Here is a 12,266-nt window from a genome sequence, read left to right as displayed (position 1 = left end):
ATCTGTTTACATAATAATTACAACCTGGCTCACAAAGCGGGGGCACGAAGCGTTAATCCTTTCGCCCCTCAGGGAGATCGCTTCCCGGCTCTCTGGCAACTTGGTAAACTCCGGCAGTAACTCTTTCCTAAAAAAGGACACCCCTATGTATCAGGACATCATTCGCGCCGAGCTGAACGAAGCGGCAGACACGCTGAATAAATTTCTAAGTGAAGAGGCAAACATCGACGCGATCCAGCGTGCGGCCGTTTTGCTGGCTGATTCATTTAAAGCGGGCGGGAAGGTCCTCTCCTGCGGTAACGGCGGTTCTCACTGTGATGCAATGCACTTCGCGGAGGAACTGACGGGCCGCTATCGTGAAAACCGCCCGGGCTACCCGGCGATTGCCATTTCTGATGTCAGCCACCTGTCCTGCGTCAGTAACGACTTTGGCTACGATTTTGTGTTCTCCCGCTATATCGAAGCGGTCGGGAGCGCCGGGGATGTTCTGCTGGGGATTTCTACCTCCGGTAATTCCGCCAACATTATTAAAGCCGTAGAGGCCGCGCGTGCGAAAGGGATGAAGGTGATCACCCTGACCGGCAAAGACGGCGGAAAAATGGATGGCGTGGCAGACGTGGAGATCCGCGTGCCGCACTTCGGCTATGCCGACCGCATCCAGGAAATTCACATCAAAGTGATCCATATTCTGATGCTGCTCATCGAAAAAGAGATGGTCGCTTAATCCCCTTCATCCTTCACGCCGCAGGTGCGTTGGTTGCTCTCGTGAACCCCGGTCACTTACTCGTGTAAGCTCCCGGGGATTCACGCGTTTGCCGCCTTCCTGCAACGTGAAATCCATTGGGGATAGAATCTATTTTCACGAGGTAATCCTGTGTGCGAACTATTAGGGATGAGCGCGAATGTCCCGACGGATATCTGTTTTAGCTTTACCGGGCTGGTGCAGCGCGGGGGCGGGACGGGGCCGCATAAAGACGGCTGGGGCATTACCTTCTATGAAGGGAAAGGCTGTCGCACCTTTAAAGATCCGCAGCCCAGTTTCCAATCACCGATTGCCCGTCTGGTGCAGGACTACCCGATTAAATCCTGCTCAGTGGTGGCACATATCCGCCAGGCGAACCGGGGCGAGGTGTCGCTGGAAAATACGCATCCGTTTACCCGCGAACTGTGGGGGCGTAACTGGACTTACGCGCACAACGGGCAGCTTAAAGGCTATAAAAACCTGGATACCGGTCCGTACCGTCCCATTGGCGAAACGGACAGCGAACTGGCCTTCTGCTGGTTGCTGCATAAGCTGACCACCCGTTATCCCCGCACGCCGGGTAACTGGCCGGCGGTATTCCGCTACATTGCGGAGCTGGCGGGAGAGATGCGTGAAAAAGGGGTGTTTAACATGCTGCTGTCAGACGGGCGGTACCTGATGGCATTCTGCTCGACCAATCTTTTCTGGATCACCCGGCGTGCGCCGTTCGGCAAGGCCAAACTTCTGGATCAGGACGTGGAAATTGATTTTCAGAAGCAGACCACGCCAGATGACGTGGTCACGGTTGTTGCCACTCAGCCGCTGACGGCGAATGAAACCTGGCACAAGATTGAGCCAGGTGAGTGGGCACTATTTTGCCTGGGTGAGCGCCAGGGCTGATTCCGGTGCGCCTGGGCTGGCCATCATTGGTCGGCCCAGTACGTACTTGCCGGCGCTCACGCTGACCGACGGCGGCTGTTTCGTCTGCACGAACTGTGCATAGCCCGGCTGCAGCTGCTTCCAGAAATTGATATAGGTGGAGTAGCGGTGGCGCTGCATATTGCTTTCCGTCATGCGGAACGGATAGATGCTGACCTCAACGCGCGGCTGGCCGTTGCGTAACGCGGCTTCTACATAGTGATAAATCTCGTCCATATAGGCGTCGGTCATGGCATAGCAGCCCACGGACACGCAGTTGCCGTGGATCATCAGGTATTTACCCTGATAGCCCTGCTGACGATCGTACTCATTCGGGAACCCGACGTTAATCGCGCGATAAAAGCGGCTGTCAGGCTTGAGCTGTGAAAGCCCTACGCTGTAAAACCCTTCCGGACTTTTGAAGTCGCCCTGAACACGCTTTGGCCCGAGTCCGCCGGAAAAATTACAAATGCGGTAACTGTTCAGCAGGCGGTATTCATTACCGATCTTGCCGTAGAGTTCCAGCGTGCGCTCTTCTTTGAAGATTTGCAGGTACACGGGGGTGCCAATTAATTGTTTCTTTAACTCTTTGCTTACCGGGGCCAGGGGTGTAACCGAATCCGGTACGCTGGCAAAGACAACGGCTGGCAGAAAAATCATCGCAAACAGCAGTGCGATTTTGCCCATTCTGGTTCCCTTGAAATGTAGGGTTGGAAGCAACGCCGGAGGCGTCTGTTGACGTGCAATATCGGACAATTCCGCTATCGCTGCGTCACCTTAGCATTGTCTATTTTTTTATCAAGACAGGGAAGAACAAAAACCTTTTTTTATGCGTGTTTTGCTGTGCATTGAACTCTGGTAATTTAACTGTATACTTATCCAGTATTATCGGAGGGGGCTATGCGTAAAATCATTCACGTGGATATGGACTGCTTTTTTGCCGCCGTGGAAATGCGCGATAACCCCAGCCTGCGCGACATTCCAATCGCCATCGGCGGCAGTGAAAAGCAGCGCGGCGTGATCAGCACGGCCAACTACCCGGCGCGAAAATATGGCGTACACAGCGCCATGTCGACGGCGATGGCGCTCAAGCTCTGCCCGCATCTGACAGTGGTGCGTGGCCGCTATGATGCCTATAAAGAAGCCAGCGCCCATATCCGTGAAATATTCTCCCGCTATACCTCTCTGATTGAACCGCTCTCGCTGGATGAAGCCTATCTTGATGTCACCGACAGCCCGCACTGCCAGGGTTCCGCTACGCTGATTGCGCGTGAAATCCGTGACACCATTCAGCAGGAGCTTAACCTCACTGCATCTGCCGGCATCGCGCCCATCAAATTTCTCGCCAAAATCGCCTCCGATATCAATAAGCCCAACGGTCAGTTTGTGATCACGCCGCCCGAGATGTCGGATTTCCTGCTTGGCCTGCCGCTGGCGAAGATCCCCGGTGTGGGAAAAGTGACGGCGCGAAAGCTGGAAGAGCTGGGGCTGACCACCTGCGCGGATGTGCAGAAAACCGACCTGGCGAGGCTACTGAAGCGTTTTGGTAAGTTTGGCCGCGTGCTTTGGGAGCGCTGTAACGGCATCGACGAACGAGAAGTGATTACCTCACGTGAACGGAAATCGCTGGGTGTTGAGCGGACGCTGTCGGAAGACATCCATCATTGGGATGACTGCCTGACGATCATCGACCTGCTATACGACGAGCTGGCGCGGCGGCTGGATAAAATCAAACCGGACCGGCAGATTGCCCGGCAGGGGGTCAAACTCAAGTTTAACGATTTCCAGCAAACCACTCAGGAACATGTCTGGCAGGTACTGAATAAGGACGATTTGATTGCGATTGCACGGAAAAGCTGGGATGAGCGTCGCGCAGGTCGCGGCGTCAGGCTGGTGGGGCTGCATGTCACGCTGCTTGATCCCCAGATGGAAAGGCAGCTGCTGTTAGGACTGTAAATATGCCACAGGAAGCGGGCGAAAAAATAGCGGCTGCAGGAAGGATCCGGGCGGATCGGCTGTTCGATCCGCCCGTCACATCCGGTATTACTTCACCGGGATCGCTTTCAGCAGTGCGGTCAGCAGCTGCCAGTAAAGCCCGACGCTGGCAATATGTACCTGCTCATCCGGCGAGTGTGGCCCGGTGATGGTCGGTCCAATCGAGACCATATCCATCTGCGGATAGGGCTCTTTAAACAGACCGCACTCCAGACCTGCGTGGATAACCTGAATGTTCGGGGTTTTATCGAACAGTTTTTCATAGGTTTCACGCACCAGCGCCATGACCGGCGAACTGGCGTCCGGCTGCCATCCCGGGTAGCTGCCTTTGGCAAGGGTTTTCGCGCCGGCCAGCTGGCCCAGTGCGGTGAGCATTTCCACCACATACTCTTTACCGCTGTCGATCAGGGAGCGGATCAGGCAGTTAATTTTTGCTTCATTGCCTTCAAATGTCACCACGCCCACGTTCAGGGAGGTTTCTACCACCCCTTTCATGACGTCAGACTGACGGATCACGCCGTTCGGGGTGCTGTTCAGCAGGGCGATAAAGCGGTCACGGCTGGTGTTGTTCAGCGCCTGAGGAGCCTGCGCCAGGTCTTCCACCACCACGGCGATATTTTTTTCTTTCAGGCCCAGCTCATTTTGCAGTGTCAGCAGATAGCCTGCCGCCAGGGACTTTAGCTTGTCGAGGCTGGCAGGCGAAACCGCCAGCGTGGCAAACGCCTCACGCGGAATCGCGTTGCGCAGCGTACCCCCGGCAAAGTCAACCAGACGCAGGTCGAGTTCTTGCGCATGCGTAAACAGGAAGCGCGCCAGCAGCTTATTCGCGTTACCCAGCCCGACATGAATATCACAGCCGGAATGTCCGCCTTTCAGGCCTTTCAGCGTCAGTTTGACCGTCTGATAGTCTGCCGGAACCGCTTCATGGGTCAGGGGCAGGGTGCTGGTGAAGTCGATGCCTCCCGCACAGCCCATGTAGATCTCACCTTCCTCTTCGGAGTCGGTGTTGATCAGAATATCGGCCTGCAGCCAGCCGGCCTGCAAGCCGAATGCACCCGCCATACCGGTCTCTTCGGTCATGGTCAGCAGCACTTCCAGCGGGCCATGCTCCAGGCTGTTATCAGCAAGTACCGCCAGTGTAGAAGCCATGCCAATGCCATTATCGGCACCCAGCGTGGTGCCGCGTGCTTTCACCCACTCGCCATCTATCCACGGCTGAATCGGATCTTTCGTAAAGTCATGCACCGTATCGTTATTTTTCTGCGGCACCATATCCAGGTGTGCCTGCAGGGCCACGGGCTTACGGTTTTCATAACCCGGCGTAGCCGGTTTACGGATCAGGATGTTACCCACCTGGTCGCGCTCATTCCATAAACCCTGCTCCGTCGCCCAGGCGATGATGTGGGCTGCTAACTCTTCTTCGTGATAAGAAGGGTGGGGAATGGAGCAGATTTTGGCAAAAATATCCCACAGCGGCTGTGGGGATAATTGAGACAATTCAGACACGATAACTCTCCTGTGTCAGCATCACCTCGCTGCCGTGCTGGCAGGGGGGATGCCTTGATATCGGTTGGGAAAACTCCCGCCAGCGAATCTGACGCGATGGCAAAAGAATATCACCGATTTCTGGCTCATGCTCACGCTGCCCCAGGAAAAATGGGCTGACAGGGCGCAGCGGGCTGGTTTTTAGTGCTTCAGATCACTATAATTTCGCGCAACCGCTCCCCTTGCACAATTTTTAAGCCAATTTTACTGGCCGGGATCCTTTTAATGAGTGAAAAATACATCGTCACCTGGGACATGCTGCAAATTCATGCCCGTAAACTGGCCGAGCGCCTGCTGCCTGCCGACCAGTGGAAAGGCATTATTGCTGTAAGCCGTGGGGGGCTGGTTCCTGCCGCCTTACTGGCGCGTGAACTGTGCATCCGCCATGTTGATACCGTCTGCATCTCCAGCTACGATCACGACAATCAGCGCGAAATGACCATCCTGAAACGTGCCGAAGGCGACGGAGAAGGCTTCATCGTGATTGATGACCTGGTTGATACCGGGGGCACCGCGCAGGCAATTCGCAATATGTACCCTAAAGCGCATTTCGTGACCATTTTCGCTAAACCAGCCGGTCGGCCGCTGGTGGATGATTATGTTATTGATATCCCGCAGAACACCTGGATTGAACAGCCATGGGATATGGGCATTACCTTTATTCCTCCGCTGGTGAAGGGCTGATACCTTTCCCCTCTCTTCAGCGCTATTTAGCCTGTTCAGATCAAACCGTGCCCGATTCTGTCGGGCACGTCTGTTTTTACCCTTCGCGTCAATCTCCTGGCTACGGTAGACTCATTTTCTACCCGTACGCCGGAGGAAATCCCTGTTATGTCGCCGAAAAATCTCAGCGAAGAACTCTTCAAGCCGCGTTTCAAACACCCGGAAACCTCATCGCTGGTCCGACGTTTGCATCACCATCGCCCGTTGAGCATTCACTCTGCGCTGGATGGTGAAACCCATGCCGGCTGGTATCGCATGATCAACCGCCTGCTGTGGACGTGGCGCGGCCTGTCACCGCAGGAAGTGAGCGAAGTGCTGGCGCGTATTGCCGTCAGCACCGTAGAGCATACCGACGACCAGCTGCTGGATACGGTGATTGGCTATCGCGGCGGTAACTGGATTTACGAATGGTCGACTCAGGCGGCGCAGTGGCAGCAAAAAGCCAGCGAGTGCGAAGACGATCTGCTGGCGGGCCAGCACTGGCTGCATGCTGCCCATCTTTACAGCGTGGCGGGTTACCCCCACCTGAAAGAGGACGAACTGGCCGAACAGGCTCAGCTGCTGGCCAGCCGGGCTTATCAAGAGGCCACTCACCGCCTGCCTGGTGAGCTGAAAGAGCTGGAGTTTGCCATCGAGGGTGGCAGCCCGGTGACCGGTTTCCTGCATATGCCTCCAGAGGTGAAAGCCCCTTATCCGACGGTGCTGCTGTGTGGCAGCCTGGATGCGTTGCAAAGTGACCATTACCGGCTGTTCCACGATTATCTTGCGCCGCGTGGCATCGCGATGCTGACGCTGGATATGCCCTCGGTGGGCTTCTCTTCCAAGTGGAAGCTGACCCAGGACTCCAGCTTCCTGCATCAGCAGGTGCTGCGCCAGCTGGAGAATGTGGCCTGGGTGGATCACACCCGGGTGGCGGCCTTCGGTTTCCGTTTTGGTGCCAATATTGCGGTCAGGCTGGCCTATCTGGAAAGCCAGCGTCTGCGGGGCGTGGCCTGCCTGGGACCGGTGGTACACAGTCTGTTAAGCAATACCAATTTGCAGGACCGCGTGCCCGAGATGTATATGGATATGCTGGCCAGCCGCCTGGGAATGTCCGGCTCCTCAGACAGTGCGCTGCGTACTGAACTGAGCCGCTTCTCGCTGAAGATTCAGGGCCTGCTGGGCCGCCGCTGTTCGACCCCGATGTTGTCAGGATACTGGGCCCACGATCCGTTCAGCCCGGAAGAAGAATCGCGCCTGATCGCGAACTCCTCGTCTGCCGGGCGGCTGTTAAAAATTAATACGTCTCCGGCGATGGCGAACTTCGATAAAGGGCTGCGCGATATTTGTGACTGGCTGGCGCAGCGGCTGGACGAGTGAGTTGCTAATATTCAATAGTTTGCTACAACTATAAGCTTAACTAAGGAGTTTAAACGATGACGTTACCGAGTGGACATCCGAAGAGTAGGCTGATTAAGCGCTTTCACTCTTTAGGTCCTTACATCCGTGAAGGCAAATGTGAAGGCGAGCGCTTCTTCTTTGACTGCCTGGCAGTTTGCGTCAATGTGAAACCTGAACCGGAGTTACGTGAATTCTGGGGCTGGTGGATGGAGCTGGAAGCACATTCAGACCATTTCACTTATGAGTATCACTTTGGGCTGTTCGATAAAGAAGGCAACTGGAAGCCGGGTGCGGTGAAGGGTAAGGATAATAATGCCCGCGTTGAAGAGACGTTACGTAACTTCCATGTGCGTTTAAAAGCACAGCTGGCGGAAATTGAGCTGGGGCTCATCCCGGCCGACGGCTTCGCTGACCAGCCGGTTAAGCTGACTGAATAACACACTCAGCGCAGAATAAGGAAAAGGCTGGATTGCTCCAGCCTTTTTTTTAGACACATAACGAGGGGTAGCGCTTAACCCGCTGCCGCAGTGGCGTGTTGCAGCGAGTGTGGCATCAGAACTGGTACATCACACCAACGGCAACGATATCGTCGGTATTCAGTCCCAGCTTATTGTCATCATTCAACAGGTTAACCTTGTAATCGACGAAGGTAGACATGTTTTTATTGAAGTAATAGGTGGCACCGATATCAACGAATTTATACAGGTCAGCATCACCAATGCCATTTTCCATATCTTTAGCTTTGGTCTGCACGTAAGCCAGTGATGGACGCAGGCCCCAGTCAAACTGGTACTGAGCGACCACTTCAAAGTTTTGCAGTTTATTCACGTAGCCTGATACTGACGACGTGGTGCCGTTTGCCGCGGTAAACGTTGCACCGCTGTTGATCGGGTTCATGTTGCGGGTTTCAGCATAGGTGCTCGCAAGATACACACCGTTTGCATCATATTTTAAACCGGTCGCCCAGGCTTCGGCTTTATCACCTGAACCAAATGCCGCGTCTTTCTGGGTTTGAATCAGGCGGTTTGAAGATGACATCGCACCATTGACTGTCAGGCCATCGATGATTTGATAGGAAACGGAGGCACCGTAACCGTCTCCGTTCGAGACGTTGCCATTACGTGTAGATGATGCATCGTTTTTGCCCTGATACTGCAACGCAAATTTCAAGCCGTCTACCAGACCAAAGAAGTCGGTATTTCGGTAAGTCAGCATGCTGTTGCCGCGCGTCAGCATATAGGTGTCAGCACGGGTATAACCGGTTGCACCAAACTCCGGCATCATGTCCGTGAATGCTTCTACATCGTAAATAACGCCGTAGTTACGACCATAGTCGATCGCACCGATATCTTTCATTTTCAGACCGGCAAAGCCCAGACGGGTTTTATTGCCTGCCTGCGCATCAGCGCCGCCTTCAGAGTTGCTGGCACTGAAGTTATATTCCCACTGGCCGTATCCGGTCAGCATGTCACTGATCTGGGTCTGACCCTTAAAACCAATACGTACGTAGGATTTGTCAGCGTTGTTGCTGGCGTTGGTGTCCGCATCGCTCATGTAACGCATTGCTTTAACTTTGCCGTAGAAATCCAGCTTATTGCCGTCTTTATTATATACTTCTGCGGCTTGTGCAGCGGTGGACAGAGCCAGAGCTGCGGTTAAGATTGCCAGTGCGCTTTTCTTCATCATTTTCGATCAATCCCGAAAGAGTAAAATTTATAAACGGCCCGGAGGCTCGGTTCGAAGCACGGACTTTTTACCCTTTTCCTATTAAAGATTTATTACAGTTTTCAACACTTCTGGTTAATTCCGAACTTTTAGACGAGCGCGTGGTCAGGCCTTTTTCGCCCTTTTCCCGCGCTGGCTGTTGGCTTCGGGCACCACACCTGCTAAAACGTTTCTTTGTACTCTTTTTTACGAAATGGCAGGAAATAATGAGCAGCAGCCAGACCCTGGTGGTGAAACTGGGGACCAGCGTACTGACCGGCGGCTCACGTCGGTTGAATCGGGCACATATCGTGGAGCTGGTGCGTCAGTGCGCACAGCAGCATGCGGCGGGACACCGCATTGTCATTGTTACCTCAGGCGCAATGGCGGCCGGACGTGAGCACCTTGGCTATCCGGAACTGCCCCCGACCATCGCCTCAAAGCAGCTGCTGGCTGCGGTGGGGCAGAGTCGCCTGATCCAGCTGTGGGAGCAGCTGTTTTCGATTTATGGCATTCATATCGGTCAGATGCTGCTGACGCGTGCCGACCTGGAAGATCGTGAGCGCTTCCTTAACGCCCGCGACACCATGCGGGCGCTGCTCGACAACCATATTGTTCCTGTCATTAACGAAAATGACGCGGTGGCGACCGCGGAAATCAAAGTCGGTGATAACGATAATCTCTCGGCGCTGGCGGCGATCCTTGCCGGAGCCGATAAGCTGCTGTTGCTCACCGATCAGCAGGGGCTGTTTACCGCCGATCCGCGTAACAACCCTGACGCTGAACTGATCCGCGACGTTCACGGTATTGACGACGCGCTGCGTGCGCTGGCGGGCGACAGTGTATCCGGTCTGGGCACCGGCGGGATGGCCACCAAATTACAGGCGGCCGACGTGGCCTGCCGTGCCGGCATCGACACCATTATCGCGGCGGGTAATCTGCCGGGGGTGATCGGCGATGTGATTGCCGCCAATCCGGTCGGCACCCGTTTTCATGCTTTTGAAACGCCGCTGGAGAACCGCAAACGCTGGATCTTTGGCGCGCCCCCGGCCGGTGAGCTAGTGGTGGACGACGGCGCACTGTCGGCGATCCTCGAGCGTGGCAGCTCGCTGCTGCCTAAGGGGATCCGCGAGATCAGCGGCAACTTCTCCCGGGGGGAAGTGATCCGCATTCGCAGCCTGCAGGGCCGCGATGTTGCCCACGGCGTCTCACGCTACAACAGCGATGCCATGCGTATGATTGCCGGGCACCACTCCCAGCAAATCAGCGAAATTTTGGGTTATGAATATGGTCCGGTGGCCGTACACCGTGACGATATGATTGTTGCTTAAGGAATTCTGATGCTTGAAGAAATGGGTAAGGCTGCGAAGGCCGCGTCGTATCAACTGTCGGTACTGTCGACCACGCAAAAAAATCAGGTACTGATGACCATTGCCGATCACCTTGAGGCGCAGAGCGCCGCCATTCTGGCGGCCAACGAACTCGACCTTGCGGATGCCCGCCAGAATGGCATGAGCGCCGCGCTGCTCGACCGTCTGATGCTGGATCAGACACGCCTGAAGGGCATAGCCGATGACGTGCGTCAGGTCTGCCGCCTTGCCGATCCGGTGGGGGTGGTGATCGACGGCGGTAAGCTCGACAGCGGACTGCGTATTGAGCGTCGCCGCGTGCCGCTGGGCGTGGTGGGGGTCATCTATGAAGCACGGCCGAACGTCACCGTCGATGTGGCCAGCCTGTGCCTGAAAACCGGTAATGCGGTGATCCTGCGCGGCGGGAAAGAGACTTACCGCACTAACGCTGCCACCGTGCGGGTGATCCAGGCTGCACTGCAGCAGCACGGGCTGCCGGCCGGGGCGGTGCAGGCAATTGACAGTCCTGATCGTGAGCTGGTCAGCCAGCTGCTGAAGCTTGACCGCTACGTGGATATGCTGATCCCCCGCGGCGGTGCCGGCCTGCACAAGCTGTGCCGCGAGCAATCGACCATTCCGGTGATCACCGGCGGGATTGGCGTCTGCCATATCTATGTGGATCGCAGTTGTGAGGTAGACGCGGCGCTGAAGGTGATCGTTAATGCCAAGAAACAGCGCCCAAGCGCCTGTAATTCTGTGGAAACGCTGCTGATAGACGCGGCCATTGCCGATACCTTCCTGCCCGCACTGAGTGCCCGTATGGCCGGGGAGGGCATCACGCTTCATGCCGATCCGCGATCGCTGCCGCTGTTGCAAAACGGGCCGGCCCGCGTGAGCGCTGTAACAGAAGAGCAGTATCGCGACGAGTGGCTGGCGCTGGATCTGAACGTCAGGCTGGTGGACTCGCTGGATGAGGGGATCGCCCATATTCGTGAATACGGCACGCAGCATTCTGACGCGATCCTGACCCGCACCCTCGGCAACGCCGACCGTTTCGTCAATGAAGTGGACTCCTCTGCCGTCTATGTGAACGCCAGCACCCGCTTTACCGACGGCGGTCAGTTTGGTCTGGGGGCCGAAGTGGCGGTCAGTACGCAGAAGCTGCATGCGCGTGGCCCCATGGGGCTGGAAGCACTGACCACCTATAAGTGGGTGGCCTGGGGTGACGATACGGTGCGTGGTTAACGATAAATAGTGTAAACAGGCGGTGAATATGGTCACGCTTTCTCAGCTTTTCCCCTTTGCCGCCATTGCCCTCGGCATGGTGCTGACGCCCGGGCCGAATATGATCTATCTGATTTCGCGCTCCCTCTGTCAGGGGCGGCGGGCAGGATATATCTCACTCTGCGGCGTGGCGCTGGGCTTTATGTTTTACATGGTCTGCGCTGCGCTGGGGATCACCGCACTGCTGATGGCGGTGCCGGTGGCCTATGATGTGCTGCGTTTTGCCGGGGCAGCCTATCTGTTGTGGATGGCGTGGCAGGCCCTGTTCGGTGGAAAATCGCCGTTTCAGCTGCGCGATCTGCCGCCCGACAGCCCGCGTAAGCTGTTTACGATGGGGTTGCTGACCAATCTGCTCAATCCTAAAACGGCGGTGATCTATCTGACGCTGCTGCCACAGTTTATCCACCCGGCGCAGGGCAACGTGCTGGCACAATCCCTGACGCTGGGCTTTACCCAGATCCTCACCAGTATGCTGGTCAACAGCCTGATCGTTTTCGCTGCGGGCACCATTGCCACCTTCCTGGCCAGCCGTCCCGGCTGGCAAAAGGCCCAGCGCTGGTTGATGGGGACGGTACTGGCCGGGCTGGCGGTAAAAATGGTGGTAGACAAGCGTTAACCCAAATGCT

Annotated in this window: 12 protein-coding genes; 9 read left to right on the top strand and 3 right to left on the bottom strand. The window is 55.9% G+C overall.

Features of this window, described 5'->3' with window-relative positions; genetic code table 11:
* Window positions 1-145: 145 nt before the first annotated feature.
* The gene (gene lpcA / locus ACZ3HG_RS14840) at window positions 146-724 is read left to right on the top strand and encodes a D-sedoheptulose 7-phosphate isomerase (protein ID WP_062747955.1); all 579 of its coding nucleotides are present in this window, start codon (window positions 146-148) and stop codon (window positions 722-724) included.
* 150 nt (window positions 725-874) lie between these two features.
* Window positions 875-1,642 carry a class II glutamine amidotransferase gene (locus ACZ3HG_RS14835; RefSeq protein ID WP_062747953.1) on the top strand — a complete coding sequence of 256 codons (768 nt, stop codon included), beginning with the start codon at window positions 875-877 and terminating at the stop codon, window positions 1,640-1,642.
* Here the strand turns inward: ACZ3HG_RS14835 and dpaA are convergent.
* Complete coding sequence (gene dpaA, locus ACZ3HG_RS14830) at window positions 1,613-2,347, bottom strand: peptidoglycan meso-diaminopimelic acid protein amidase (RefSeq protein ID WP_191935102.1); 735 nt, start codon at window positions 2,345-2,347, stop codon at window positions 1,613-1,615. The genes ACZ3HG_RS14835 and dpaA overlap by 30 nt on opposite strands.
* 213 nt (window positions 2,348-2,560) lie before the next feature.
* Here dpaA and dinB point away from each other — a divergent pair, with 213 nt between their 5' ends.
* Window positions 2,561-3,616, top strand: a complete 1,056-nt coding sequence (gene dinB, locus ACZ3HG_RS14825; protein WP_191935103.1) for a DNA polymerase IV — start codon at window positions 2,561-2,563, stop codon at window positions 3,614-3,616.
* 87 nt (window positions 3,617-3,703) lie between these two features.
* On the opposite strand, the gene pepD is transcribed toward dinB, so the two are convergent.
* Window positions 3,704-5,161, bottom strand: coding sequence for a beta-Ala-His dipeptidase (gene pepD, locus ACZ3HG_RS14820; protein WP_465333191.1), 1,458 nt, complete (start codon window positions 5,159-5,161; stop codon window positions 3,704-3,706).
* A 264-nt stretch (window positions 5,162-5,425) separates the two neighbouring features.
* Between pepD and gpt the strand changes: the two genes are divergently transcribed.
* From gpt to crl, 3 genes are all read left to right on the top strand, one after another.
* Window positions 5,426-5,884 (top strand): xanthine phosphoribosyltransferase, encoded by a 459-nt coding sequence (gene gpt, locus ACZ3HG_RS14815; protein ID WP_465333189.1) that lies wholly within the window; start codon window positions 5,426-5,428, stop codon window positions 5,882-5,884.
* 147 nt (window positions 5,885-6,031) lie between these two features.
* The gene (gene frsA / locus ACZ3HG_RS14810; protein WP_191935105.1) at window positions 6,032-7,282 is read left to right on the top strand and encodes an esterase FrsA; all 1,251 of its coding nucleotides are present in this window, start codon (window positions 6,032-6,034) and stop codon (window positions 7,280-7,282) included.
* A gap of 56 nt (window positions 7,283-7,338) precedes the next feature.
* Entirely contained in the window at window positions 7,339-7,740 is a 402-nt protein-coding gene (gene crl, locus ACZ3HG_RS14805; RefSeq protein WP_062747940.1) for a sigma factor-binding protein Crl, read from the top strand.
* A gap of 115 nt (window positions 7,741-7,855) precedes the next feature.
* Here crl and ACZ3HG_RS14800 read toward each other — a convergent pair whose 3' ends face one another.
* Window positions 7,856-8,989, bottom strand: coding sequence for a porin (locus ACZ3HG_RS14800; RefSeq protein ID WP_274604301.1), 1,134 nt, complete (start codon window positions 8,987-8,989; stop codon window positions 7,856-7,858).
* Window positions 8,990-9,234: 245 nt separating this feature from the next.
* On the opposite strand from ACZ3HG_RS14800, the gene proB reads away from it, so the two are divergent.
* Genes proB through ACZ3HG_RS14785 form a run of 3 tightly spaced genes read left to right on the top strand, consistent with a single transcriptional unit; the run spans window position 9,235 to window position 12,256 of the window.
* Window positions 9,235-10,338, top strand: coding sequence for a glutamate 5-kinase (proB, locus tag ACZ3HG_RS14795; RefSeq protein ID WP_191935106.1), 1,104 nt, complete (start codon window positions 9,235-9,237; stop codon window positions 10,336-10,338).
* Between the two features lie 9 nt (window positions 10,339-10,347).
* The gene (gene proA, locus ACZ3HG_RS14790; RefSeq protein WP_191936949.1) at window positions 10,348-11,601 is read left to right on the top strand and encodes a glutamate-5-semialdehyde dehydrogenase; all 1,254 of its coding nucleotides are present in this window, start codon (window positions 10,348-10,350) and stop codon (window positions 11,599-11,601) included.
* A gap of 28 nt (window positions 11,602-11,629) precedes the next feature.
* On the top strand, window positions 11,630-12,256 hold the full coding sequence (locus tag ACZ3HG_RS14785) for a LysE family translocator (protein WP_191935108.1): 627 nt from the start codon (window positions 11,630-11,632) through the stop codon (window positions 12,254-12,256).
* Window positions 12,257-12,266 lie beyond the last annotated feature (10 nt).

This window comes from Erwinia sp. PME.40.26/001 (genome assembly GCF_055556675.1).
This window is presented reverse-complemented; position numbering and strand designations above follow the sequence as displayed.